This is a genomic window from Pyrococcus yayanosii CH1 (assembly GCF_000215995.1).
Lineage (GTDB): Archaea > Methanobacteriota_B > Thermococci > Thermococcales > Thermococcaceae > Pyrococcus > Pyrococcus yayanosii.
On sequence record NC_015680.1, the window covers coordinates 951,177 to 976,757 of the forward strand.

The following is a 25,581-nucleotide window of genomic DNA, read 5'->3' on the forward strand; positions in this document are numbered from 1 at the left end:
AAAGAAAGGGATTAGATGCCCCTCTCCTCCATCCTCACGGCGAGCTCTGCTATGTCCTGGCCGCGCATGGGCTCTCCTATCTCCCTGCTTATCTCCGCAAGGACATCGGGCTCGTCCCAGTGATTGACGGCCTCGACGATTGCCCTCGCCATCTTTGGCGGGTTGGAGCTCTTGAATATTCCACTACCCACGAATACGCCGTCCATTCCCATCGCCATCATTAAAGCGGCATCCGCGGGCGTGGCAACGCCACCGGCTGCGAAATTAACGACGGGAAGCCTGCCGAGCTTCTTAATCTCGAGCAGTATCTTGTAAAGGCCCTCGACTATCTCCCTATAGGTGAAGCCCTCGTAGATGGGCTCGTTTTCAAGGACCTGCTTGGGTAGGCCACTGATCTCCTTGACGCTGAAGGCCAGCCTCAGATAGGGCTCCGCGAACCTCTCTGCTACACCGTAAATCTGCTCGTCCGTCATCCTCTGTATGAGCCTTATGTTCTCGTTGACAAGGCGAACGTGCCTGACCGCCTCGATGATGTTGCCGGTCCCAGCCTCTCCCTTGGTCCTTATCATCGCCGCCCCTTCCCATATCCTCCTCACGGCCTCGCCAAGGTTCCTGGCGCCGCAGACAAAGGGGACGGTGAACTTCTTCTTGTATATGTGGAAGAACGGGTCTGCGGGAGTTAGAACTTCGCTCTCGTCTATCATATCAACGCCGAGGGCCTCAAGTATCCTCGCCTCGGCCTCGTGGCCAATCCTGACCTTCGCCATGACCGGGATCGTGACAGCATCCATTATCTCCTGTATCTTCTCGATGGGCGCCATCCTGGCCACTCCACCTGCCTTCCTGATGTCGGCGGGAACCTTGTGAAGGGCCATGACAGAAACGGCACCAGCCTCTTCCGCTATGCGAGCCTGTTCCGCGTTGGTAACGTCCATTATGACGCCACCTTTAACCATCTTCGCGAAGCCCCTCTTCAGCCTCTCGGTACCCTTCTCCATAATCACATCGAGCTTACCCATTGGCACCACCTCAAGCTAACCCTTTCAAAAGAATCTCAAGTTAAAACTTGCATATAAGGTTTACCCCTCAGGGCCTATCCTTGCCCTTGTGCTCACACCACTCGGGGTTCTCCCAGTACCCGTGCATTTCGCCCGGAATATGGCCGGTATCCGCCACGGCCTCGTCAAGGTCGTAAAGCGATTCGATGATACTCTTCAAATCGCCTGGCAGGTCCCTCTTGCCGACGTAGAGGGCTGCCCTCGTCACGACGTTGTAGCGGCTGTTGGGAACCTCGCTCTTAAGGGAGTCAAACCATGCCTCCTCGCTTGTCTCCCAACCCTCCAGTCCCCTCATCCTGAAGAGGTCGTAGTCGTAGTAAAGCTGGGGAAATGCGAGGAGCTTCATATACTCGAGAAGGAGGTAGTTTGCCCTCTCCTCGTTCTCCCCCATGTAGAGGTTCATGAGTTCTATGAGGGCCTTGGTTATGGCCGCCACGTTTCCAAAGGTAACCCGGGTGTCGATGGGCTCCCAGAAGCGAGGACAGGAGTGGTTTGCCAGAAGCATGATGTAGTATATGCGGCCGAGCTTGAGGGCTAGGGAGGGGTCGGCCTCACCTAAAGGCTCCATCACGTAGTCCACGGAGGTTTCCATCTCAAAGTACTCGTAGTGCTCCCTGAAGAATATCCGGGCGTACCTTACGAGGAACTCTTTCACCGCTTCAACATCAGCTTCTGATGTCTTCCGGAGAAGGTCTATGACTCCGAACCTTATGCTCCTGTTGAGCTCGCGGAAGAGCTTAGTAAAGGCATACTTCCAGAGCTGCGAGATCTTCCTTCCCTTGTACAGGCGGTGAATTACTACACCATCTTCCCTCCTAACGCCCGTCCACCTCATGTCGCTCGTCCTGCCGTCCACGCTGAGGTCGTAGTAGTCGCTCCAGCTCGAGTAGTCCTTTATGTTGACGTGAAAGCTCTCGCTGCACTCCCCCTCAAGGCATTTATAGACGCCGGAGAGCTTCCTCCTGACGAACTCGGCAGCATTCACGGCCTCGATACCCTTCTCCCTAAGTCCATCTATCCAGCCAAAGAACCTGTCCAGCTGCTGAGGATTCGCCACGAGGCTTTCAAGATCGCTGGAGAGGAAGGCGAGGTATTCTATGCCATTCTTCTCCTTGAAGACGTCCACCTTCCCCTCCGCAACCGCCCTAACAAGACCCTCAACGTCAAGGATGTTGAAGGCAAAGGCGTCGCTCAGGTAGTGATCCCTCCCGAACACGAAGGCTATCTTTCCATCGCACCTGTAGGTGTTGCAGGAGAACTTGGCCGGCGGTATGTTGAGACCCACGAACTGCCTCTCATCGAGGAGAAAAACGACCTTCTTATCGGTCGCCTCTGTCACTATGCGCGCTGTCTCCCTAGTTATGACGTTCTCGGGAAGCCAGAAGCCCACAACGTCCCTGGTAGCTATCAGAGGCTTGTAGAAGTCGAAAGCAACCTTTGCCAGTATCTCCTGCTCAAAGACGCTCAGGTGGGGCATTATAGGATGGAAGGGCACGGTTGGGGTGGGCTCGACATGCGTCTCAAGCGTCTCGACGATTTCCCCGTATATCTTTGGTTTGTACTTCAGAACCATATAGAGAGTGAAGGGCTCAAAATCAACGCTGACGGAGTTCGGCTCAAGCATTCTGAGAGTGTCGTCAACGTACTCGTAGGCCTTTATCATGGCACGGGTCCAGTTCCTCCCCTTAACTTCATCGTCCCTTATCTTTAGAGACACAGGGCTAAGCCTTTCCGAATACTTTATGGGATCCCAACCGGAGCCGTCGTGGATGTAGATTATGTCACCTGGCTGATAGGCGTGGAAGTGGTAACCAAACTTCATAAACATGGCTATCTCCTCCTAATGACGCGGGGAAGCCTCAGAAAATTAACATCTTTCAAAACGGCCGGCAACTTGGATATCTTAGGTTGTTCAAGGATTTTAGGAGTGCTCAGTATGTCGGTGAGAGGTGCTTCGGAGGATATCTTTTTGATTTTCTTCCGGCGGACTTCCACCTCTCGCTCTTTCATGAGGCCCTTCTGAAGGAACTCCTCCCTCCGCTCCCTGCCGTCCTGCTTCCCTCGGATGTAAGCCTCCTTGACATCCTCGTACATTCTCCGCTCCTCTGCTTCTCTGAATATAGCTTCCTTAATCTCCGCGACCCAGCCGGACCAGTCTATGTGGCCGTATAAGCCTACGTAGAAACCGAAGAGATACGCCTTCTTAACGACGTCCTTTTCAGCCAGTATTTTCTTAAGTTCATCCTTCGTCATCTCATTCAGCCTCGAAAGGGGACTTGTTGTAAACGACCAATCCCTTGTCGGTGAACCTCATTAGCTTCAGGTTGGGATCGTGCTTCGTCCCCCTCATCTTGAAGACTTGGATTGCCCTTGTCATCCTTCCATTGTGCATAAAGTAGTGGAGCATTATTATGCCACTCACGAGGTAGTGCTCCTCCGTGTACTTGTCGAGGTCCGTCATCTCGGCTATTAGGTACGCCGTAACCCCCAGGTCCTCAAGGCCCCTTATGAACTTGGCTAGCTCAACCCTCTTCTCCACAGGATTCTGCTGGGGAAAGTCTATAGCCGTTAAAGGATCTATCACGAGCCTCGTTATCTTTTCATCCTCCACGATGTCCCTAATCCTCAAGAGAACGCTCCTCCATGTTGGAACCCTCGAAGATTCCCTCCAGAGGATTGGACCGAGGTCGTAAAGGATGAGCTTCCAGGTGTTTACATAGGCATAGATGGATGGATCGAAGCGAACCATGTCCCTGACGACTTCCTCTGGTTTCTGGACCAGAGAAATGTAAGCTACCTTTTCCCCCCTCCTTGCCCCTTCAAGAAGAAAGTGCATGCCAAAAACGGTCTTCCCACTGCCCGGGGGTCCAACGATCAGGTAAACCCTTCCCGGAATGAGCCCACCTTCTATGAGCTCGTCAAGACCCTTGACGCCGGTGGATATCCTCGCCAAGTGAGAGGCAACCTGCATAGTCTCTCCCTCAGATGATACCTCGGGAAAGCTTAAATGCTTTTAGGGGCTAAGCGAATGGGGATAACCATGATCTTCGACGCCCACTCGGACCTTCCCACCTATATCTACGAGGAAAGAGAAAAGAGAACCAGAGTCCTTGAAAGCGAGTTTGAGCGCTTCTTTCCCAACGTCTCCGCAAGAGTTATGAGCGTCTGGAGCAGGCCTGAAAAGAGGCCCACAATTCTGAGATACGCCCTTGAAGCCTTCAACAGAATCTTTAACGACGTCATAGAAAGCGAAAGGTTCGTCATAGTCGGAAATGTGAGAGAAATGGATGAAGCCATCAAAGAAGGGAAGGTGGCTCTATGGCTGGGCCTCGAGGGGGGAGAGCCCATAGAGAGCCTCGACATACTCGAAGTCTTTTACGGGCTCGGCCTTCGTGTTCTAACTCTCACTTGGAGCCTGAGGAACCAGATAGGGGATGGAGTCTTCGAGAGAACGAACGGTGGACTTACAAACTTCGGCGTGGATGTTGTCGGAAAAGCTGAAGAGCTAGGTATAGTGCTCGACCTCAGCCACATAAACGAGGCCGGCTTTTGGGATGCCCTCGATATCACAGCTTTCCCGGTTATAGCGTCCCACTCGAACGCGAGAAAGCTGTGTGACCACCCGAGAAACCTTACCGACGAGCAGATAAAGGCCATAGCCGAGCGGGACGGCGTCATCGGGGCGGTGGCAATACCGAGCTTTGTTGATAAAGAAAGACCGACGCTCGAGAGGTACGTTGAGCATATCATCTATATGGCCGACCTCGCCGGTTACAAGCACGTCGGTCTCGGCTTTGATTTCGTCTATTACCTGCCAAACTGGAGCGGAAAGAGCGTTGAGGGCTTTGAGAGCGAGAAGGACATACCGAAGCTCATAGCCCTCCTTAGGGATAGGATGTCCGAGAGGGAAGTTCGGGCAATCGCCTTCGAGAACTTCAGAAGGGTATTCGAGAAGGTCGTGGGGCCGTAACCATGGTCCTTTACTTCTTGACTTTCAGGGAGGCAAGGAGAATACTGCAGGCAAGGGGAGATGTTAGAATAAATACGGACCTGCAAAAGAGCAACAGGACGGTTAGGGTCAAGGTAGAGGGAGGTAGAGCTGTATTCCCGGACGGAACCTCCCTCGAGCTGGAGCTTTTGAGAAAAATCGCCAAGGACGAAAAGACAGTTTACTTTCTCAAGGATGGAGAGCTCTTTAAGGCGGCCATAGCGAGGGAGCACTTCTACAAGCTTGTCCCAACGATTCCGCCGACGATCGAGATAAACGGCATAAGGATGCACCGGACCAAAGACGTAAACCCTCTCCAGGACACGAGGGCCAAGGTCAACACCGTGAGGCCGAAGGAGGGCGAGAGCGTTTTGGACACCTGCATGGGTCTAGGCTATACGGCGATAGAGTCGGCGAAGCGAGGGGCTTACGTCATAACCGTCGAGAAGGACAAAAACGTCATAGAGCTCGCGAAAATAAACCCTTGGAGCAGGGAGCTCTTCACGAGCCAGAAAATTCAAGTCGTTCACGGTGACTCCTTTGATGTCGTCAAGCGCTTTAAGGAGGAGAGCTTCGATGTTGTAATCCACGATCCTCCAAGATTCAGCTTGGCAGGCGAGCTCTACAGTCTGGAGTTCTACGAGGAGCTCTTCAGGATTATGAAGCCGGGTGGCAGGCTCTTCCACTATGTTGGCAATCCCGGAAAGAAATACAGGAGAAAGGACTTGCAAAGGGGCGTTATGGAACGGCTGAGGAAAGCGGGCTTCGTTGAAATTAGGAGGGTGGAGGAAGCGCTGGGGGTCGTGGCAAAAAAACCGAAGAAATAGTTCAATCCTCCTTCAGAATCTCCTCGACGTTGAAGCCCTCCTCGTACTTCTTTAGCTTCCTCTCGAAGAATTCTACGAAGAGCTTGTAGCGCTTGGCCCTGTGCCTTGGGCTACCGCGTACGCTGTGGCCATGGGCACCGCGCTTGAATATCGCTATGTAGACTTCCTTGCCAAGATCCTTGAGGGCGTGGTAGAACATGAGGCTCTGGTCGAGGGGACAGCGGTAGTCCTCCAGCGAGTGAATGAGCAGTAATGGAGCCTTGACGTTCTCGACGTAGAAGAGCGGGCTGAGCTTCCTGTAGTTCTCATTTTTCAGAGGGTCTGCTCCAATGACCTCCTTATCAAACCAGAGGCCTATGTCAGAGAAGGCGTAGCTAGTAAGCCAGTAACTTATGCCGTTTTCGCTAATTCCAGCTTTGAACAAATCACTCTGTGTCAGGGCCCAGTTCGTCATAAAGCCGCCGTAGCTTATGCCCGTTATTCCTACCCTTTCCCTGTCGGCCTGGGGCTCGAGCCTGAAGAACTCTTCGATTCCGTTCAATATGTCCTTGAAGTCCTCGAGACCTGTCCTCTCTAGGACGCGGAGGGCAAACTCCTCGGAATAGCCGTTGCTCCCCCTCGGATTGAGGAAGACTACGTAATAACCTTTAGCCGCCATCAGTTGCATTTCATACTTGAAGTAGTATCCGTACATGCCCTTCGGCCCGCCGTGAACGAAGACTATGACGGGGGCTTTTTCCTCCTTAAGCTCTGGCCTTATATACCACCCGTCTATCTCAAGGTCGAGGCTCTTGAACTTAAAGTGCCTCGGCTCGAAAGTTTTGAGCTTCGCAAATATCGGCCCGTTGTAGTCAGTAATCTGCCTCTCCTCTCCGTCCCAAATGTAGAGCTCCCTCAGCCTTGTAGCGGTTTCCTTGAGGTAAACGACCCTCCCGTTGTCAACGTCGAATCCCATTATCCAGTGCTCCCCCTTGGCTATCGGCCTTATCTCGCCATCCCAGACGTAGAGGTTAATACTGCCAGCCTCATAGAGCGTGAAGTAAACTCTATCACCATCGAGCTTCGCTTGGCCAGTGTCCCTGTCGAGGTGTTCGTTCATGGTTTTAAGCTCACCATCCCAAAGGTATAGGAAGTCGTGCTCGCTTATCTTCTTCTTTTCCGGCTTTCCCTTAAGCAATATCCTTTTGCCGTCGGAGTCCATAGCTTCAAAGGAGACCCTCTCAAAGAGCTTCTCCTCCTCACCATCTTTCCAGATGTAGATGTCGTAGAACTTGAAGTAGGCCGGCTTGCCATTCTCGCGGTGGGGAACGTTCACGATTACCGCATCGCCGTGCCAGATTCCAGAGGAAAAGCGAGGCTTCTCGAACTCTTCGATTATTTCCTCGCTCTCCGTGTCGAGAATCCAGAAGGTCGTCTTCTCACCGTCGAAGAAGCCCAAGCTGTCAAACCAGACAGGAATGTCGTCCTCGAAGATGAAGTCTTCATCATCCCTGCGCTTAAAGCCTACGACGAGAAGGTGGCGGGAGTCATCATTCCACTCAATCGAGCGAACGTTTTTGGCCTCGAGAACCTTCTTGGTGCTAAGGGTCTCGACGTCAGCGATCCAAATCTCGGAGGTCTTCTTTTCTTCGTTGAGCCTCATAAAGGCGAGCCTTTTACCATCAGGCGAGAATCGGGGCATCGTGGCGTTTTCTATGAACCTCTTTGTGCCGGCTTTAATATCTTCTATAACAACCGTGTTCTCGTAGCGGTTGTTCTTTAGGTTGGCCTTAGTCAGGACGTAGGCCACCCGGTCATCCTTAATCCGCGGATCGCCCAGGTAGGCGAACTTAGAAAATGTCTTTTCATTCCATTCGATGCCGCTCATAGCGGTATCACCGATGACTTATCAGGCTCCACCCTTATAACCCTTACTCCCTGAGCTCGTTCCAAACGGCCACGAGGATGAGTACGGCTCCGAGATACCCCCAAGGATCCAGTACCTCCCCAAGCGTTATGAAGGAGGCAACATGACCGAAGAGGGGCTCCGCCGAATATATAAGGGCCGCCCTATGGGCGGCTACGAAGGGCTGATACCTCATCTGGAGGGTGAAAGCAATCGCCGTGGCGAAGGTGGCCGTGTAAAGGATACCGAACCAAGAGATTGATGAGGTCGGCACGGTGAGCCCTTCGAAGAGAAGGGCGTAGGTAAGAGATAGTATAAAGTTCCAGAAGACCTGCCAGAAGGCCAGGGAAACTTCACCCCCGCTGAACCTCTCCACGAGAACTATCTGGAACGCGAAACTTATTGCAGCAAACACCGTGAGGAGGTCGCCATAGTTGAGCCTCAAGGTGGCTCCTGATATCAGGTAGAGGCCGACGAGAGCTAGAATGAGGGATATGACGTCCCTTTTATCTACCCGACGGTTGAGGAGAGCATAGGCCACGAAGGGCGTGAAGACGACGTAGAGGGAGGTTATGAAGGCGGAGTTCGAAGCGGTCGTGTATTTGAGGCCGATTATCTGAAAGCCGTGCCCAAAGAAGAGCGTTACTCCGAGGACGAAGCCCTTAAGCATAACCTCTCTACTGGCAATCCTTTGCCGAAAAATTATTAGAAGAAGGAGAGTCGCGAGTGCGAAGCGGTAGGTTATGAAGGTGACGGGGGGAATACCCTCTAACCCTACCTTCATCACGGGGAACGTCGAACCCCAAATGGCGGTTATCCCAAGTAATATTAGTTCCGCCTTCTTAGCTTTCATGAACCGCGTCCCTACCCTTCATGAGCCGCGTCGGTTATAAGCGTTGACCTTCCGCCAGCATTATCTTTTCAATTACCTCTTCCCTGAGCCGCTCGTCCGAGATGTAGGAGACTAGCTTTTTGGCGTCCTCGTACTCTTCGTCCTCTATCAGAGCCTCGATTATCCCTTTTATGGCAATGTCCCGCTTTTCGGTGTCCTCAAGGGATAGGGCAAACTTAAGAGCTAAGTTAATCTTTCTCAGCTCCGTGAGGAGGAGGGTAGCCTCGTAGGCCCCCTCCTGGGAAACTTCCGTTTTCGACAGCTCGTCAAGTGCCCTCCCCAGCAGGCCATACCTCTCGGGGGCCATTGACCTTTTGGCCCAGAGAGCCATCTCTAATATCGCTATGGCTTTATTCTCACCCGTTAGGACCAGCTGAATGAGGTGGAGAGCTTGTTGATATTTCCCTTCATAAACGGGGTGCCTGATGTCAGGCCATCCACCCCTCTTCAAGACGCGGGCAAGCTCTATCTTCTTCTCGAGGGTTCCAGCCCTCTGATTTACCCTCAGCTTCTCGAATATGTCGTGAGCCCTGAGGTATATTGGGAGGGCTTCCTCCGAGGTGAGGTCATCACCTGTTTCCTCCATCAGGTCGGCTAGCTGGAGTATCATATCAATTTTCTTCGAAAAATCTACCTCAAGGTTCATTATAGTGTCGAAGGCGAACTCGAAAGTCTCCAGAGCAGCGTCTATGAAGCCGGCGAGGGCGAGCCTTGAAGCTATAATCCCAGCGACGGGACCGGCTCCCTTGGGCTCCAGACCCTCCACGATCCTGAGAGCCTCGTTGAAGAGCTCAGTTGCCTTCTCCATATCGCCAAGAAGGGAGTGCGCAAGGGCAACCTCCGAATAGGCTATGGCCTTCTCCCCCTTCTTTTTAACTTTCTTAAGGAGATATGCAGCGTCCTGAAGAAACGCAAGATCCCCAACGACCTTGGCTATCCCAACAACTGCAAGAACTTTATCGAAGGGGTCGCCGAGAGCTTCAACCCGCTTAAGGGCTTCTTCTACCATACCTTTCTTCGCAAGAACAACTATATCCTCGATCGTCATTAGCCTAACATCACCAAAGCCTTATTAATACCTTTCCCAAGTCTGGAAACGATGCTGACGATAGCTCTCTACAATACCTATGACCCCAAAAAGCTCCACGAGACCCACCTGAGGGCGATAGCGAGAGCTGCCCCCGTCGCCCACGCCTTTGGTTTCCACCTTGCCCTCGTCGGGTTTCCCCTCACGGGTAAACCTTTGGACGTCGCCGAAGAGGTCGCGGAGCACACAACGATAGGTGAAGGAGGAAAATACCTACTGGAGCTCGCGAGGGCAAACAAGTTCCACCTCCTTGACTTTCCAGAGAAAGGATTCTCACCTCAGTTCGGAACCCCCATAGCGACGACATCCAAGCCCTGGGAAGAAAAAAAGATTACGAGCCTTGAGGTTGCCGAGAGAGCCCTCAGGGGAGAGAGCTTCATCTTCCTTATAGGTCTCGGGAGGCACGGGCTCCCTAAGGAAATCTTTAAGATGGCCCGCCATCACCTTGATATAACGGACGGCCTCGGTGTAAGCCTCGAAACATGCACTGCCATAGGCATAATCCCCGCTAGGATAAAAACCCTCATGGAGGCCCTAAAATGGAGAGGTGGATTGAAGAGACCGTCGCGCTGATACTCCTGATCTTGCTAGTCCTCGGGATCCAAACTGGCCTGAAGGTTATACTTCACACGGACTCTCCCCTCGTGATAGTCGTGAGTGGATCTATGGAGCCAGTGTTCTACAGGGGAGATGTCGTCCTGCTGGAGGGCGTGAAGCCCGAGGACGTGAAGGTTGGGGACGTCATCGTTTACAAGAGCCCCCTCTCCAAGTACCCAATCATCCATAGGGTTAGAAAGATAAAGACTGTGGAAATAGGAGGTAGAGAAGAGCTCTGCTTCGTGACGTGGGGAGACAACAATCAAATACCTGATATTTATCCTCTCGGTGTGAGGGTTCTTGACTGCGTCCCCGGCTATGCCGTAGAGGCTAAGGCCCTCCTAGTGTTCCCGAAGATAGGCCTAATACCCCTGGAGATTCGAGAACGGCTTGGCTTGCTCGGTGGATGATGTGAGGGTAGGTAGCTGAGCTGTGATGAGCTAATCGGCCCCTGACACAACCTTTATTATTTCCTGCCCTATTAATCCCTAAGGGTGATAAATGTGGGAAACTTCAAGGACAGAATCGGGACCTGGAAAGCCCTCTACACGGAGGCCTTCCACAAGGTCACTGAGGCCCTACCCCAAGTGAGGGGAGTTTTACTGGCCTACAACACGAACATAGACGCCATAAAGTATCTGGACTCCCAAGATCTCGAGGATAGAATCGAAAGGATTGGAAGAGAGAAAGTTCTGAAGTATTCAGAGGAACTCCCCGAGAGGATAACAAGGGTGGAACACCTTCTCGGCGGAATTCTGTGGAGTATAAGGAGGGGCAAAGCGGCCGAGCTCTTCGTTGAAAGTTGCTCCGTCCGCTTTTACATGAAGATGTGGGGCTGGGATGAGCTCAGGATAGGTGGTCAGGTCGGTATAATGGCAAACCTCCTTGGAGGTGTTTACGGCGTTCCCGTAATAGCCCACGTTCCCCAGCTCTCGAGACTTCAGGCGAGTCTCTTCCTCGACGGCCCAATATACGTCCCCAAGCTCGAATGTGGAAAGCTCAAGCTCGTTCACCCGAGGAAGTTTTGGAGAGACGAAGAGAACTGCATTCACTACATCTACGAGTTCCCGCGCGGCTTCAGAGTCTTTGACTTTGAAGCGCCGAGGGAGAACCGCTTCATAGGCTCTGCCGATGATTACAATCCGAACCTTTACATAAGGCCCGAGTTCAGGGAGGCCTTCGAAGAGATAACTGAAAAGGCTGAGCTGGCCATCATAAGTGGCCTGCAGGCCCTGACAAAGGAGAACTACAAGGAACCATTTGTGGAAATAGGGAGGCATCTTGACGTGCTCAGCGCCAAGGGTATTCCCGTCCACCTTGAATTCGCATTCACCCCCGACGAAGCTGTTAGAAGAAAGCTCGTGGAAATCCTCGGCAGGTTCACGAGCGTTGGACTAAACGAGGTTGAGCTTGCATCGATAATGGAGATCCTCGGCGAGAAAGCCATTTCCGAAAGGCTCTTGAAGACAGAGCCCATTGACCCGCTCATCGTGATAGACGCCATGAACATCCTCATGGACAGGACGGGCATCGAGAGAATACATTTCCACACCTACGGCTACTACCTTGCCCTGACAAGCTATCACGGGGAGGAGGTGAGGGATGCCCTGCTCTTCGCGTCCCTCGCGGCCGCAGCAAAGGCCATGAAGGGCAACATAACAGGACTCAAAGATGTAAGAAAAGCCCTCGCCGTTCCCACGAACGAAAAGGCCCTCATATTTGAAGAGAAGCTTGAAAGGGAGTTCTCTGAGTTCGAGAGAGGGGTTGCCAAGCTTGAAGACAAGCAACTGGTCTTCGTTCCAACGAAGATAGTTGTCTCCCCAAAGAGCACCGTGGGCATAGGGGACACCATTTCGAGTTCAGCTTTCGTTGGTGAGTTCGCCCTTCGCTAACCCTCGAAAAATTTTTAAGCCACCTTTTGCGGTTAGATAGTGGGAGCCCCGGTGGTGTAGCCCGGTCAAACATGCGGGCCTTTCGAGCCCGCGCCCCGGGTTCAAATCCCGGCCGGGGCACCAAAAACCTCCTGGTGATTCTATGATAAAGGCCATTTCTCTTGACATAGACGGAACCATAACCTACCCGGATAGGAGACTTCATGAAGAGGCTCTCAAGGCCATAAGGAAGGCGGAAGAGCTTGGCGTTCCCGTGATGCTCGTCACGGGCAACTCGATTCCCTTCGCAGAGGCCGCCAGTATAATGATTGGCACGAGCGGCCCAGTGGTGGCCGAGGACGGTGGTGCAATCTCCTATAGAAAGGGCAGGATCAGAGAGAGGATTTACCTAACAAACATGGATGAGGAATGGGTTCTCTGGAGCGAGATAAAGAGGCACCATCCCGACGCCCTTCTCACCTTCACAATGCCAGAACGGAAAGCCGGACTCGTCATGATGCGCACGATTCCCATAGAGGAAGTTAGAGCCATAATAAGGGAGCTTGGCCTGAACCTCGTTGCCGTAGATTCTGGCTTCGCAATACACGTCAAGAAGCCCTGGATAAACAAGGGAGAAGGGATAAAGAAGGCCTGCGAGATCCTTGGGATAAAGCCCGAGGAAGTTGCACACATAGGCGATGGCGAGAACGATTTGGACGCATTCAGGGTCGTTGGCTACCGCGTCGCCGTTTCCCAAGCGCCAGAATCCCTTAAGCGCGAAGCCGACTACATAACCAAGGAGAGCTACGGAGCCGGGGGGGCCGAGGGAATATACCACATCCTGGAGAAGTTCGGCTACTTATAGCAAAACTTTTAAGCGTTTTTTCTTTTTTACTACAAGGTGATGGTATGGTTTACTTGGCAGATGTTAGAAATTCGGGGCTTGAAGGGAACGTCCTCTTAGTGGTTGGTGGCCTTCTTCAGGTCGGTGGGCTAATTGGAAAGGTCCTCGGGTCCCTAATTCAGCTGGCCGGTCTGTTAATGCTCTACAGTGCCGTAAGAGGCTTTGCGGAGAGGAGTGGGAGGGAAAGTGCCAAGAATAACTTCCTGAAGTCTCTGCTCATAGGGATCGGCGGGACCGGGTTATGGCTCGTCCTCATAGCCAAGGCTCCAACCTTTAGAAGTGGTTTGGCAACCTACTTCTATGCAATGGGCACCTTTGCCATAGTGCTCATAGCCTCGATGTACTTCGAGAGAAGGGTCTGGATGGAGTTCTTTTACGCCACGAGGACGGAGAAGTTCAGAGATGCGGCGAACCTACTCTGGTATGGCGCCCTGCTGTCGTTTCTGATAATTGGCTTTTTCATAGGCCTCGTTGGCAGGATACTCCTGATACTCGCCTTTGCGGACATGCCAAGAAGAATAGAAGGAGGTGAGAGGCCTCAGTGGACCTTGTAGCCGTGCCTCTCGCTGACGACCTTTATGGCCTCCTCGAATATGTCGAGGCCTATCTTGGCCTCTTCCTCAGTTATTATGAGCGGCGGTATAAGTCTTATGGCGCTCTTGCCGCAGCCGAGGAGGGCGAGACCGCGCTTGAGGGCCTCGATGACTATCTCGTTCCTCTCCTTGACGGCGTACTCCTTGGTCTTCCTGTCCTTGACGAACTCGACACCCCAAGCAAGTCCCAGACCCCTGACGTCGCCGATAATCTCGTACTTCTCCTTCATCTCCTCGAGCCTCTCCCTGAACAGCGGCTCAAGCTTTCTAGCATTCTCTATGAGACCGTTCTCAAGCTCCTCAATGACGGCAAGTGCTGCAGCTGCAGCTACGGCGTTGCCTCCGAAGGTGTTGCTGTGAACTCCACTAACGCCGAAGTCAAGGTCCTTCCTGAATATCGTCGCTCCTATCGGTATTCCGCCACCGAGGGCCTTGGCGGTGGTTATTATGTCGGGAGCTATGCCAAAGTGCTCGATGGCCCACATCTTGCCCGTCCTGCCCATTCCCATCTGAACCTCATCGTCTATGAGGAGTATGCCGTGCTTGTCCGCCAACTTCCTCAGCTCCTTGAAGAAGTTCTTCGGCGGGACGACGTAGCCGCCCTCACCCTGGATGGGCTCGAAGAATATTCCCGCGACTTCCTCGGGCGGGACGTAGTGGGCGAAGAGGTAGTCCTCTATGTACTCGAGGACCCTGTTCACGAGCTCATCTGGATTTTCGTAACCATCGATGTGCCAGGGGTTCCTGTAAGGGTTCGGATAGGGGACGTGCTCTACTCCCGGCATCGTCGGAAACATTCTGCTCCTCTGGACAGGCTTGCTGGCCGTGAGGCTCATGGTACCGTGCGTCCTACCGTGGAAGGCCCCTATGAAGGCTATGAAGAGCTTCCTGTTGGTGGACCACTTGGCTATCTTGAGTGCCGCCTCATCTGCCTCTGTTCCGCTGTTGCTGAGGAAGACCTTCTTCTCGAAGTCGCCGGGGGTTATTTGGACAAGCTTCTCAGCAAGGGCAACCTGGTAGGGGTTGTAATAGTCGGTTCCAGCCGCGTGGAGGACGAGCTCAAGCTGCTTCTTCACTGCCTCTACTACTTTGGGATTCCTGAGGCCAACGTTCATAACTCCAATGCCCGAGGAGAAATCGAGGATAACGTTCCCATCGACGTCAATCCAGTAAACACCCTCGGCCCTCTCGATGACGAGGAAGTACTCGTTCGGGTCGTTCGTAGTGGTAGCCATGTACTTGTGGTGTTTCTCTATTATCTCCCTCGCCTTTGGCCCAGGTATCTCCTTAACCCTCGGCCTGAGCTGCACGGAGCATCACCGGAGGAGAACTCGATGACCTTCTTTTAAACTTTGAGCTCGGAAATGAACATCTTCGTCCGAAAATTTTTCAAAGAAAGAAGGCGTTCATTCGATAACCTTTCCACCCCAGCTTTCAAGAAACTCCTTGGCCGAGTTCGCTGCTATAGCCCCCTGACCCACCGCAACGACTATCTGCTTGAAGACGTTGGTTACATCGCCGGCCGCAAAAATGCCGGGAACCTTGGTGCGCATGTGCATATCTACTTTTATGTAGCCGTACTCGTCCGTTATGCCAAGGTGCTTGACGAAGTCCGTCTTGGGCTCGTAGCCTATGAATATGAAGACTCCATTGACTTTCTTCTCGAAGGTTTCCCCCGTCTTGACGTTCTTCAGGACGACGGCTTCGACCTTGTCCTTTCCTTTTATCTCCGTGACGACAGTGTTCAGTATCATGGGTATTTTTGCCTCCCTGAATCTGTCTTGTAGTATCTTATCGGCCCTGAACTCCTCCCTCCTGTGTACGAGCGTAACCTTGACGCCAATGCTGTGGAGGTATAACGCCTCTTGAAGGGCGGTATTTCCACCGCCGACGACTATGACCTCCTTACCCACGAAGAGCGGACCATCGCAGGTTGCGCAGTAAGAGACGCCCCTGCCCGTGAACTCCCTCTCTCCCGGTACGTTGAGCTTCCGAGGTTCCGCACCAACGGCTATGATTACAGCCTTAGCCCTGTAGGATTTGTCATTCTTTGTCTTCACGATGAACTGACAAGGGCCTTCGTAGTAAGCGCACTCCGTCTGATCTATGCGAACTACCTCGTCGAATATCACGCCAACGCCATACTTCCTGACGTGCTCGTACATCCTCTTCGAGAGCTCTGCACCGCTTATGCCATCCGGGAATCCCGGATAGTTCTCTACGAGGTCTGTCAGGGCCATGTTGCCACCAAGGTCCTTGCTTATTATCGCCGTATCCAAACCAAAGCGCGCCGCATATATTGCGGCGGTGTAGCCTGCCGGACCTGCTCCTATTATTATGACATCCCAAACCTTGCTCTCATCGGTGGCACCCTTCGATAGGGCTCCCAAGCTGAACATTTTCTCACCCCCTTAATCCTCTAACCTAAGCTCGTGGTGAATATTTAAAAGCATTTTGGGACATAATTGGGTATTGAAAATATGTTCATTCTGCCAAAATGGGTAAACAAAAGCGTTTATGATTTCGATAATCATCCAAAATTCCGTTCTAAACCTCCGGTTCAAAAAACACTTTTATTCATTGAGCTCCAAGACAAAAAGGGGTGGTGAGAACTTTGTCGCTGGGGGTGATCAGGTGAGTGAGACCGTCATAAACGAAATCTGCCGGATAGCCGGTGAGGCTAAACTGGTGCTCTACGAGGAGGATGGGATTGTTCAAGATGCTTTCTTCATTGCAACGGCTCCTGTCAGGGGATTCGAAAAGCTCGTCGTCGGTAAGAATCCCCTCTTCGCGGTCGAAGCCGTCATGAGGATATGCGGCCTCTGTCATGCATCCCACGGCATAGCGGCGAGTGAAGCCATTGAGAACGCCATAGGTATAACTCCCCCAAGAAATGGACTCCTGATGAGGGAAGCCATTGGACTAATTAACAGGGTTCAGAGCCACATCCTCGAGTTTCTCATGGCCGCCGGCGACCTCCTCGCTAAGGAGAAAAGGAACGAAGTCCTCTTCAAGCTTATGGAGTTCCACGCAAAGATAAGCGATTATCTCTTGAAGCTTGGAGGGGCGGCGACACATCCGCCGAACCTGACCATCGGAGGAATGCTAAGCGTTCCTAAATGGAGCGTCTTTAACAACCTCAAGGCCCGATTACCGAGCCTTATGAAGAACTGGGAGGAGCTTAGACATCTCCTTACCGATGAGGACATCCAGACGGAAATTGCCGATGAGCTGAGGGAAAAGAAAGTTGATAGCGAATACCTCGCGACAGGTCTCTTTTACGGAGATAGGTTTAATCTTGAGGTAAAAGGCATAGAGACAACCCCATACTATGAATTCAGAAAGGAAAACCAGCATTCTAAAGATTCAACGACTCTTGTGGCCTTCTACAGAGGACATAAGGTAGAAACCGGACCAAGGGCAAGGATGAAGCTCTACAGAAACTTTAGGGACTCTTCCCTTTATGGACTTCACTTGGCCAGGATAGAGGATACAACGCTTGCCCTTTTGAGATTTGAGGAAATTCTCGACGGAATAAAAATGGACCAACCATTTAGAACCGAAAACATAATCTTTGGACCCGGTAAAGGGGTTGGCGTCTATGAGGCGCCGAGAGGGACGCTAATACACATCGTGGAGCTTGGCGAAGAGGGTAGGGTTATGTCCCTGAAGATAATCGTCCCAACGATGTTCAACATCCCAATAATGGAGGAGATGGCCAAGGGGCTGAGCGTTAAGGCGGCTGAGGCTAGCGTGAGGCTCTACGATCCGTGTATCCCATGCACAACCCACGTTATTAAGCTGGGGTGATTCAGATGGAGAAGCTTAGGGTTCTTCATGTCGATATCGGTGGGTGTGAGGGTTGTAACGTCAGCATAATCCGCGCATACCCAAAGCTTATGGAGCTTATTGACCTAGACATAACCTATCTAAGGGACGACGGCCTCAAGTTCGATGACTACGACGTCGCTATTATAACTGGTGGAGTCTGCATGAACGAACCGAGCAAAATTGAAAAGCTTAAGGATATCAGGGAGAAGGCAGACGTCGTGATAGCCTTTGGTTCCTGCGCGACCTTCGGCGGAATCCTGCGCTTCTGCCGCGGTGGCCAGGAGCCGAGGCCAGATCACAGGAACTTCCAGCCCATAAACGCCGTGATAAGCATTGATTATTCTATCCCCGGCTGCCCGCCAACACATCAGATGTTTCAGTCCTTCTTCAAGTTCTTTGTGAGCGGCAATGAAGCCAGATTGAGGCTCTTCAAAGTCAGTGCGAATATAAAGAAGCTGAGCGGCTTTGACCTGCTCGACGACATCGTTCTCACGGGCCTCTGCATCGGGTGCGGCGCATGTGAGCTCTCCTGCCCGACGGGTGCCATAAAGCTCATTGACAGGAGGCCTACATTAGTCCAAGAAAGGTGCATCCGATGTGGGACGTGTTATATAAGATGTCCGCGCGCTTCTCAGCTTCTATCTATGGGGGGTGAGAGGATATGATGGTTACCCCCGACAACCTACTCGGTAGCGTGGTGGGGGTGTACCTCGCAAGGGCAAAGGATGAAGAGATACTCAAGAGGAAAGTAGCAAGCGGCGGTGCGGTTACCGCGATGCTAATCTACGCCCTTGAAAAAGGCCTCATAGATGGCGTCGTGACGGCAAAGAGGGTTAGCGGATTTGAAGGGCAGGCCGTTGTTGCGAGGACTAGAGAGGAGATACTTGAAACCGCAGGTAACAAGTGGAGTATAGTTCCCTTTGCGGCGAGGGTGAAAGCTAAGATTGAGGAAGAAGATCTCAAGAAAGTTGCCATTGTCTGCCTGCCCTGTCAGGCCCAGTTCTTCGGCCAGATGAGAGAGTTCCCAATACTGGAAACGGACTTTGGAGAACGGATAAGGTACATCGTAAGTCTGTTCTGTATGGGAACCTTCGCCTTTGAAGCCTTCCTGAACTACTTAAGGATGAAGTATGACATAAAGGCAGAGGAGATAAAGAACATGGCTCTCAAGGAAGGCTTCCTCGAGATACAGCATGATGACTCCCTCTTACAGCTACCTCTTAAAGAAGTTTACTCCTATCTCCAGACCGGTTGCCTTGTCTGCGCCGATTATACGGGAACTTGGAGCGATATATCGGCGGGCTTTATCGAAAAAGAGAAGGGCTGGACTGTCATCATAACGCGCAATGCCCGTGGGGAGGAGCTGGTTAAGGGGGCGGAGAAGGAGGGATACCTCGAGGTGCGTGATGGTTCCCAGGTGATGGGAGATATCCTCAGGGCAGCGAGGGAGAAGCTTGCTAGGGCGCAGAGGAACATGATGAGCCTGCTTTGATTCGCCTTAACTATTTCCGGAGGTGGTGTAGTGATTAAAAAAGTAAAAGTAATTAAGTGGCAGGGTGACCTCACAGAGACAGAGGATTACGTCTGCGTTGAGGAGACCTTTGAGATATTTGCGGTGTATGAAGGTCAGAAAGAATTTATCGCCGAGTTACCAGCTTCTCCAAGTCAACTCAAAGAGCTTGGAGCCGGGTTTCTTGTCTGCGAGGGACTTGCAGAGCAGGAAGATATTATGGACGTTTGGGTTGATGGGAACAGAATTTACGTGGAGATTGGAAGACCTCCTATCTATGGGAGACTGATGAAGATACACTCCCCTTGTGGTGACCCTTACAGGGCTAGAACCGGAAAAACCAAAGGGACCAACGGTGGAGACCTAAAGGTTTCCCCCGACCTCATCCTACGAATTTCCTCCGCGATGACAACACTGCCCGAGACGTGGAAGAAAACTGGTGGAACTCATTGGGCCGCCCTCTTCGAGTTGAACGCCAACATCGTGGCCTTCAGTGAGGACATAGGTAGACACAACGCCATTGACAAGGTCGTCGGGCACGCCGTTTTAAACGGGATGGACCTTGGAAAACTAATCTTAGCTTCGAGTGGCAGGATGCCGTATGGAATGGTAAAGAAAGTCGTTAACGCCGGCATCCCCATTGTCGTAACGAAGTCCCCTCCAACTGATAAGGGTGTGGAGCTCGCCAAGAGATACGGGGTAACGCTCATAGGCTTCGCAAGGGGAGGCCGCTTCAACGTTTATGCAGGGGAAGAGAGGTTGGCTTTCTGAAAACTTTATTCATGCTTTCGTATACGAGATATCCACAATAAATGCCGGCATTGTTAGAGGGTCCAATATTCTGAAGAAGAACGCATAATCCCGAGCCTTCCCACTTTAGTTAGGAGAAAGGGCTAACGAGCCAAAGATTGGTCCGAAGAGCTTCTTCAGGTTCCTCAACATCCTCACCCATTGGTTGAAATGGGGGAATATCAGTTCTTTCAGGGATTCCACAGCATAAATCATTTTTGTTTACCTTCAGGAGGCGCAGTATACAAATTAAGTCAAGGAAACTCTTCGACGACTTTATTTAGGCTGTACTAGGCGATTGTAACCTTTTGTTAAAAACTAAGCGGGTCAAAAAGAGTTTTAAGTAAAAAAGCGCTAAAATTCCACGAAGAACAAAGATGGGCATGGTACCATTTAGGGACGACAGCAACCAAAATAGTTCCTCAACGTGGGGGTGTGATGAATGAGTGAAAGGCTCGTCCCCGTGGTCTGCCCCTACTGTGGTGTGGGGTGTAGACTCTACATTAGAAGTGTCGATGGATATCCCGTAGGCATAGAATACGCCAAAGACATTCCGGGCATTGCAAACGAGCTCGGTAAGCTCTGTCCTAAGGGTAACGCCGTCATCGAATATCTCCTCGCCAAAGACAGGCTCAAAAAGCCGCTCAAGGCCAAGGAGCAGGGCAAGTTCGTTGAGATCAGCTGGAGTGAGGCGATAAGAGAGGTGGCCGAAAGACTCAAGGACTATGCCAAGGACGACCCGAATCAGCTCATGTTCTTCGGTTCCGCAAGAACGTTCAACGAGCCCAACTACCTCATTCAGAAGTTGGCCAGAATGCTTGGAACTAATAACGTGGACCACTGTGCAAGGCTCTGCCACGCGCCCACCGTTACAGGCCTCAAGGCCATTTTTGGTGCCGGTGCAATGACTAACACCTACAAGGACATCGAGGAGGCGAACGTTATCTTCATCATCGGCCACAACTACGCCGAGACACATCCTGTTGGCTTCCGTTACGTTCTCAAGGCTAAGGAAAGGGGTGCCAAGATTATAGTCGCTGATCCGAGGTTCACGAGAACAGCTTGGTTTGCCGATATATTCCTCCAGCACTACCCCGGAACGGACATCGCACTGATAAACGGCCTTATTCATATCATAATCAAGGAGAGGCTCTATGATGAGAAATTTGTAAGGGAGAGGTGCGTAGGCTTCGATGAGGTCGTCAAGGCTGTTGAGAAGTTCACGCCCGAATTCGTTGAGAAAGTTACTGGCGTCCCAGCCGAACTCATCATCCAGGCCGCAAGGACCTTCGCAACTGCTGGAAAGGGCGTCATAACTTGGGCTATGGGTCTTACCCAGCATACTCACGGAACTGAGAATGTTAAGCTTCTTGGAACGCTCTCCGCAATATGTGGCTACCAAGGAAAGGAGGGGTGCGGTTGTTCTCCAATGCGTGGTCAGAACAATGTCCAGGGAGCCTGTGATATGGCCGCTTTGCCCAACGTCTTCCCAGGTTACCAGGCGGTTACTGACCCGGAGAAGAGGAAGTTCTTCGAGGAGTTCTGGGGAGTTGAGCTGAACGGCGAAGTGGGCCTGACGACGATAGAAGCTGCATATGCCGCTGAGAAGGGCAAGGTCAAGGCCTACTACATTATGGGTGAGAATCCAGTTATAAGCGAGGCCAACGCGAATCACGTGGTGCATGTCCTCCAGAAGCTCGAATTCATAGTTGTCCAAGATATAGTCCCGACCCCAACCATGGAGTTTGCCGATATCGTTCTGCCGGCTGCCGCAATGCTCGAGAATGAAGGTTCCCTTACTAATACCGAAAGGCGCGTGCAGTGGAGCTTCCAGGCTATCAATCCGCCGGGAGAAGCTAGGCCTGACTGGTGGATACTCAGCGAGATAGGAAAGGCCGTTGGCTTCGATGGTCAGGGTCCGAAGGGTTTCGACTACACTAGTCCAGAAGATATTCTAAGGGAAATTAATGCCTGCACGCCCCAGTATCGCGGCATAACCCCTGAGAGACTTAAGGAAAACCTCGCAGGAATTCACTGGCCGTGCCCGAGCCCGGACCATCCAGGAACGAGAGTTCTTTACAAGGATAAGTTCCTAACCCCAGATGGAAAAGCGCACCTTGTGGCCGTTTCAGAATACAAGGGACCGGTCGAGCTTCCGGACGAGGAGTATCCGTTCCTCCTGACTACTATGAGATACGTCGGCCAGTACCACACTGTAACCATGACCATGAGGACCCAAGCCCTCAGGAAGCGCTGGCCAGAACCGTTGGCAGAGATACACCCCGAAGATGCGGCTAAGCTTGGAATAAAAGATGGAGACTGGGTTAAGATAGTCACAAGGAGGGGAGAATACCCAATAAAGGCCAAGGTGACCAGAACCGTTAAGAAGGGCGTCATAGCGGTTCCATGGCACTGGGGAGCTAATGTCCTTACCAATGACGCCCTTGATCCGATCGCGAAGATACCGGAGACCAAGGCCTGTGCCTGTAAGGTCATCAAGATAACCGAGGAAGATGCAAGGAAGCTCATGGACAAGCTTCCGCAACTCATACCTAAGATTGAGATTGTGAGGGGGTGATCTGAATGGCCCGCAAGACCATCTTTATCGACTTTTCAAAGTGTATCGAATGTAGGGCCTGTGAAGTTGCTTGTGAGCGTGAGCACGATGGAAGGTCCTTCATTAGCGTCTTTGAGTGGCAGGAAATGGCTGCCATGGCTCTCAACTGCCGCCACTGTGAGAAGGCACCGTGTGTCGAGGTTTGTCCGACAAATGCGCTCTACCGTGATGAGGATGGGGCTGTTCTGCTCGCTCCTCAGAAATGTATTGGCTGTCTCATGTGCGGCATAGTTTGTCCCTTCGGAATACCAGAGCTGGACCTCATCAACAAGATCATGATGAAATGTGACCTCTGTGCTCACAGAAGAGCCGAAGGGAAGCTACCTGCCTGTGTTGAGACCTGCCCAACGGATGCTCTATTCTACGGCGACTTCAACGAAATAATCAGGGAGAGGAGGAAGAAGTTCACAGAGAAGGCCATCGAGCTTGCCAAGACCGCGGAGCGCATCAAGCTGACTGGGGTGTGATTAAATGGAGGAGCTTTTCCTTCTTTCCTTTTTAATTCCACTTATTGGGGCTCTTTTACTGTTCAAGCTCGACGGTAAGAGGGCAGACTATTTCATGCTCATAACGGTCATCTTAGCAACTATCCTGAATCTTGTTGGCGTTTATGAGTTCTATTCCACTGGGATGCCATCCATTCACAAAGTTCTTGTAAGCTTCGGAAGTTTTGGAGAGGTCTATGGCCTTCTAATAGACCCGATGAGCGTGTGCGTGGGTTTGGTCGTCATAACGGCAGGCCTGCTCTTCATGCTCTACGCCAAGGACTACATGAGTCCGGACAATAAGGAGCATCCCGTTTATGAAGGTAAAGGTCGCTTTTACGCATGGATGGTCCTCTTCATAGGCGCAACGTTGGCCTTCATTTACTCCTCGTCCGTCCTCCAGCTTCTGATATTTTTCGAGCTCATGAGTCTCGCCTGTTGGGGTGTGGTCAGCTACTACGGGACGAACAAGGCCAAGAGGGCCGCCTACAAGGCGCTGATAGTCACTAACTTCGGAGCGATGATAGGTCTATACACGGCCGTTGGTATTGGCTTGATTAAGCTTCATGACCTCAGCCTGTTCGCGTATTCGAGCCTTGACGACCACTTCAAGCTCATCGTTTTCATAGCGGTCATGATAGCGGCCTTCACCAAGAGTGCCCAGTTTCCGCTCTACTCGTGGCTTCCAGATGCTATGGTAGCTCCAACTCCGGCAAGTGCATTCCTGCATGGTGCGGCAATGGTCGAGATGGGTGTGTTTTTGCTCGCGAGGTTCATCCAGTCCATGCACCCAATTCCCAGGGAGGGCTTTTACATAATGGCCGCCTTGATAATAGCCACCCAGATAATCTGCATCCTCATGTATCCGCTCCAGAGGGGCGCCAAGAAGCTTCTCGCATACTCAACAATAGCCGAGTCAGGGTTGATGTACGTAGCCCTCGCAGTTGCCGTCCTTGGATTGCAAGGCGGACTAAAAGCCTCCATGTTCCAGCTATTCAACCACGCCTACATCAAAGGTCTGGCATTTCTAACGGCCGGAGCCTTCAGCTACGCCCTCGGAACGCTCGACATGGACAAAATAAGAGGCCTAATCAAAGCCCCGGTAGTCGGCTATGGCTGGACCTTCGCGCTACTCGGCCTGGCAGGGATCCCACCCTTTGGTGTCTTCTTCGGTAAGCTCGGCATACTCAGCAATGCCCAAGCGATGAGGGAGAGTGCCCTCATTATTGCCATGTTTGTCCTGCTACTTATAGACTCAGCCGTATTCCTCATGGTGTCCCTGAAGAGGATACACGACATGGTATTCAGCGGGGGGGACGCAAAGGTTGAGATAACTCCTCTGATGAAGGCGGTGATGATTATCCTGCTCGTACTCGCGATAATCGCTCCGTACATAGCTTATCCGTTGATCCTCAAGGTGGGGTGGTGAGGAATGTTCGAGTTCACACTCACGCTCTCACTCGACAGGATTGCCCTACTATTTGTCTTCAACGTCGCGATACTCGGCTTGGCGGCAATACTCGCGTCGGTGAGATACCTAGAGATTTACACCTTCAAGCCGAAGATCCCCTACTATCCAACCCTGCTAATCTTTATAGCCTCAATGCTCCTCATACCGCTTGTCCACGACTGGCTCAGCTTCCTCTTCCTCTGGGAGACAATGACGCTCGCATCCTATTTCCTCATAATCTACGACTGGCCCGAGGAGAGCGCCAAGAAGGCCGGGTGGAAGTACTTCGCCACAATGCACCTCCTCGATACTTCGCCGCTGATGCTGGCCATCACAATTTACTACGCCTTCCACGGCACCTTCAACTTTGGGCCCATAACTGCCTACAAGGACGTCATCGTTCCTCTGTTCCTCCTTGGATTCGTGGCCAAGGCTGGTCTCTTCCCGCTTCACTTTTGGCTTCCCGATGCCCACCCGGCCGCACCCAGCCCCGTCTCGGCATTGTTGAGTGGTGCGATGGTCGAGCTCGGCCTATACGGAACGATAAGGGTGCTCGAAAGCGTTGGCTGGAGCGTTTCGGGGTGGATAGTCTATGCTCTTTGGATTATGGCAGTTCTCAGCATGCTCGCTGCTATACTTAGCTATGCCATTCAAGATGACGTCAAGAGGCTCTTCGCCTGGTCAACAATAGACAACATAGGCTGGATGTACCTGCTGATCTTAGCCGGCCTGCTTGGGGTTACTGGTGTTGAGAAGGCCGTCGGTTACTACGTTGTTTCCCACGGTTTGGCCAAGGCCGCCGCCTTCATATCGACAGGAGCCATGCTCTATGCCTTTGGAACAAAGAACCTCAATAGGGTTAGGGGAATGATAAATTCCGACCAGCTCACCGCTGGACTTTTAATAGCCTCAATATTCGCCCTGGAAGGTGTTCCGCCCTTCAACCTCTTCCTGAGCAAGCTCGACGTCATAAGGACTCTCTTAACCGTCAGTCCAGCTCTAGCTTACTTCACGGCCATTGAGTGGGTTATAGCGTTCATCCTGTTCCTCAGAGTAATTCACGCATACATCATCGGCGACGGCAGGCCGGAACCTAAGAGGAAGCTCGCGGGAAGCATAGCGATAGCGGTAATCTTGCTGTTGCTCCTCTCGATGGTGAGCCAATTCGTCTGCCAGTACCTGTGGGTGAGGTGGTGA

Annotated in this window: 24 protein-coding genes and 1 tRNA gene; 16 read left to right on the forward strand and 9 right to left on the reverse strand. The window is 52.1% G+C overall.

What is annotated here, in order from left to right:
* Positions 1 to 11 precede the first annotated feature (11 nt).
* The 4 genes from pdxS to PYCH_RS05290 form a co-directional block, all read right to left on the reverse strand.
* Positions 12 to 1,019, reverse strand: a complete 1,008-nt coding sequence (pdxS, locus tag PYCH_RS05275) for a pyridoxal 5'-phosphate synthase lyase subunit PdxS (protein ID WP_013905817.1) — start codon at positions 1,017 to 1,019, stop codon at positions 12 to 14.
* A 67-nt stretch (positions 1,020 to 1,086) separates the two neighbouring features.
* On the reverse strand, positions 1,087 to 2,886 hold the full coding sequence (locus PYCH_RS05280; RefSeq protein ID WP_013905818.1) for a polysaccharide deacetylase family protein: 1,800 nt from the start codon (positions 2,884 to 2,886) through the stop codon (positions 1,087 to 1,089).
* Positions 2,887 to 2,888: 2 nt separating this feature from the next.
* Positions 2,889 to 3,311, reverse strand: coding sequence for a hypothetical protein (locus tag PYCH_RS05285; RefSeq protein WP_013905819.1), 423 nt, complete (start codon positions 3,309 to 3,311; stop codon positions 2,889 to 2,891).
* 1 nt (position 3,312) lies between these two features.
* Entirely contained in the window at positions 3,313 to 4,029 is a 717-nt protein-coding gene (locus PYCH_RS05290; RefSeq protein ID WP_013905820.1) for an RAD55 family ATPase, read from the reverse strand.
* 69 nt (positions 4,030 to 4,098) lie between these two features.
* Here PYCH_RS05290 and PYCH_RS05295 point away from each other — a divergent pair, with 69 nt between their 5' ends.
* Together PYCH_RS05295 and PYCH_RS05300 are read left to right on the forward strand one after the other, a co-directional pair.
* Positions 4,099 to 5,028, forward strand: a complete 930-nt coding sequence (locus PYCH_RS05295) for a dipeptidase (RefSeq protein WP_048058222.1) — start codon at positions 4,099 to 4,101, stop codon at positions 5,026 to 5,028.
* Between the two features lie 2 nt (positions 5,029 to 5,030).
* Positions 5,031 to 5,873, forward strand: a complete 843-nt coding sequence (locus PYCH_RS05300) for a class I SAM-dependent methyltransferase (protein ID WP_013905822.1) — start codon at positions 5,031 to 5,033, stop codon at positions 5,871 to 5,873.
* A gap of 1 nt (position 5,874) precedes the next feature.
* Here the strand turns inward: PYCH_RS05300 and PYCH_RS05305 are convergent, their stop codons facing one another.
* Genes PYCH_RS05305 through PYCH_RS05315 form a run of 3 tightly spaced genes read right to left on the reverse strand, consistent with a single transcriptional unit; the run spans position 5,875 to position 9,698 of the window.
* The gene (locus tag PYCH_RS05305; protein ID WP_013905823.1) at positions 5,875 to 7,740 is read right to left on the reverse strand and encodes an alpha/beta hydrolase family protein; all 1,866 of its coding nucleotides are present in this window, start codon (positions 7,738 to 7,740) and stop codon (positions 5,875 to 5,877) included.
* A gap of 43 nt (positions 7,741 to 7,783) precedes the next feature.
* Complete coding sequence (locus PYCH_RS05310; protein ID WP_013905824.1) at positions 7,784 to 8,611, reverse strand: DMT family transporter; 828 nt, start codon at positions 8,609 to 8,611, stop codon at positions 7,784 to 7,786.
* A 34-nt stretch (positions 8,612 to 8,645) separates the two neighbouring features.
* Entirely contained in the window at positions 8,646 to 9,698 is a 1,053-nt protein-coding gene (locus PYCH_RS05315; RefSeq protein WP_013905825.1) for a hypothetical protein, read from the reverse strand.
* Positions 9,699 to 9,749: 51 nt separating this feature from the next.
* On the opposite strand from PYCH_RS05315, the gene PYCH_RS05320 reads away from it, so the two are divergent.
* The 6 genes from PYCH_RS05320 (at position 9,750) to PYCH_RS05345 (ending at position 13,663) form a co-directional block, all read left to right on the forward strand.
* The gene (locus PYCH_RS05320; protein WP_013905826.1) at positions 9,750 to 10,310 is read left to right on the forward strand and encodes a DUF531 domain-containing protein; all 561 of its coding nucleotides are present in this window, start codon (positions 9,750 to 9,752) and stop codon (positions 10,308 to 10,310) included.
* A complete protein-coding gene (locus PYCH_RS05325) occupies positions 10,277 to 10,744 on the forward strand; it encodes a signal peptidase I (protein WP_013905827.1) in 468 nt (155 codons plus the stop codon). The genes PYCH_RS05320 and PYCH_RS05325 overlap by 34 nt, the downstream gene beginning before the upstream one ends.
* A 114-nt stretch (positions 10,745 to 10,858) precedes the next feature.
* Positions 10,859 to 12,226 carry an ADP-specific glucokinase gene (locus tag PYCH_RS05330; RefSeq protein WP_048058378.1) on the forward strand — a complete coding sequence of 456 codons (1,368 nt, stop codon included), beginning with the start codon at positions 10,859 to 10,861 and terminating at the stop codon, positions 12,224 to 12,226.
* A 45-nt stretch (positions 12,227 to 12,271) separates the two neighbouring features.
* A tRNA-Glu gene (locus PYCH_RS05335) sits at positions 12,272 to 12,349 on the forward strand.
* Positions 12,350 to 12,368: 19 nt separating this feature from the next.
* On the forward strand, positions 12,369 to 13,070 hold the full coding sequence (locus PYCH_RS05340) for a phosphoglycolate phosphatase (protein WP_013905829.1): 702 nt from the start codon (positions 12,369 to 12,371) through the stop codon (positions 13,068 to 13,070).
* Between the two features lie 44 nt (positions 13,071 to 13,114).
* Positions 13,115 to 13,663 (forward strand): DUF996 domain-containing protein, encoded by a 549-nt coding sequence (locus PYCH_RS05345; protein ID WP_013905830.1) that lies wholly within the window; start codon positions 13,115 to 13,117, stop codon positions 13,661 to 13,663.
* Here the strand turns inward: PYCH_RS05345 and PYCH_RS05350 are convergent.
* On the reverse strand, positions 13,648 to 15,012 hold the full coding sequence (locus PYCH_RS05350; protein WP_013905831.1) for an acetyl ornithine aminotransferase family protein: 1,365 nt from the start codon (positions 15,010 to 15,012) through the stop codon (positions 13,648 to 13,650). The two genes, PYCH_RS05345 and PYCH_RS05350, sit on opposite strands and share 16 nt — an antisense overlap.
* 96 nt (positions 15,013 to 15,108) lie before the next feature.
* Positions 15,109 to 16,101 carry a thioredoxin-disulfide reductase gene (trxB, locus tag PYCH_RS05355; protein ID WP_013905832.1) on the reverse strand — a complete coding sequence of 331 codons (993 nt, stop codon included), beginning with the start codon at positions 16,099 to 16,101 and terminating at the stop codon, positions 15,109 to 15,111.
* A 235-nt stretch (positions 16,102 to 16,336) separates the two neighbouring features.
* On the opposite strand from trxB, the gene PYCH_RS05360 reads away from it, so the two are divergent.
* The 8 genes from PYCH_RS05360 (at position 16,337) to PYCH_RS05395 (ending at position 25,581) form a co-directional block, all read left to right on the forward strand.
* Positions 16,337 to 17,512 carry a nickel-dependent hydrogenase large subunit gene (locus PYCH_RS05360; RefSeq protein WP_013905833.1) on the forward strand — a complete coding sequence of 392 codons (1,176 nt, stop codon included), beginning with the start codon at positions 16,337 to 16,339 and terminating at the stop codon, positions 17,510 to 17,512.
* 5 nt (positions 17,513 to 17,517) lie between these two features.
* Entirely contained in the window at positions 17,518 to 18,198 is a 681-nt protein-coding gene (locus PYCH_RS05365; RefSeq protein ID WP_013905834.1) for an NADH-quinone oxidoreductase subunit B family protein, read from the forward strand.
* Positions 18,195 to 19,025 carry a Coenzyme F420 hydrogenase/dehydrogenase, beta subunit C-terminal domain gene (locus PYCH_RS05370; RefSeq protein WP_048058223.1) on the forward strand — a complete coding sequence of 277 codons (831 nt, stop codon included), beginning with the start codon at positions 18,195 to 18,197 and terminating at the stop codon, positions 19,023 to 19,025. The genes PYCH_RS05365 and PYCH_RS05370 overlap by 4 nt, the downstream gene beginning before the upstream one ends.
* A gap of 30 nt (positions 19,026 to 19,055) precedes the next feature.
* Positions 19,056 to 19,814 (forward strand): formate dehydrogenase accessory sulfurtransferase FdhD, encoded by a 759-nt coding sequence (gene fdhD, locus PYCH_RS05375; protein ID WP_013905836.1) that lies wholly within the window; start codon positions 19,056 to 19,058, stop codon positions 19,812 to 19,814.
* 460 nt (positions 19,815 to 20,274) lie between these two features.
* Positions 20,275 to 22,410 (forward strand): formate dehydrogenase subunit alpha, encoded by a 2,136-nt coding sequence (gene fdhF, locus PYCH_RS05380; RefSeq protein ID WP_013905840.1) that lies wholly within the window; start codon positions 20,275 to 20,277, stop codon positions 22,408 to 22,410.
* Between the two features lie 5 nt (positions 22,411 to 22,415).
* Positions 22,416 to 22,916 (forward strand): 4Fe-4S dicluster domain-containing protein, encoded by a 501-nt coding sequence (locus tag PYCH_RS05385; protein WP_048058224.1) that lies wholly within the window; start codon positions 22,416 to 22,418, stop codon positions 22,914 to 22,916.
* A 4-nt stretch (positions 22,917 to 22,920) separates the two neighbouring features.
* Positions 22,921 to 24,363, forward strand: coding sequence for a hydrogenase 4 subunit D (locus tag PYCH_RS05390; protein WP_013905842.1), 1,443 nt, complete (start codon positions 22,921 to 22,923; stop codon positions 24,361 to 24,363).
* Between the two features lie 3 nt (positions 24,364 to 24,366).
* The gene (locus PYCH_RS05395; RefSeq protein WP_013905843.1) at positions 24,367 to 25,581 is read left to right on the forward strand and encodes a complex I subunit 5 family protein; all 1,215 of its coding nucleotides are present in this window, start codon (positions 24,367 to 24,369) and stop codon (positions 25,579 to 25,581) included.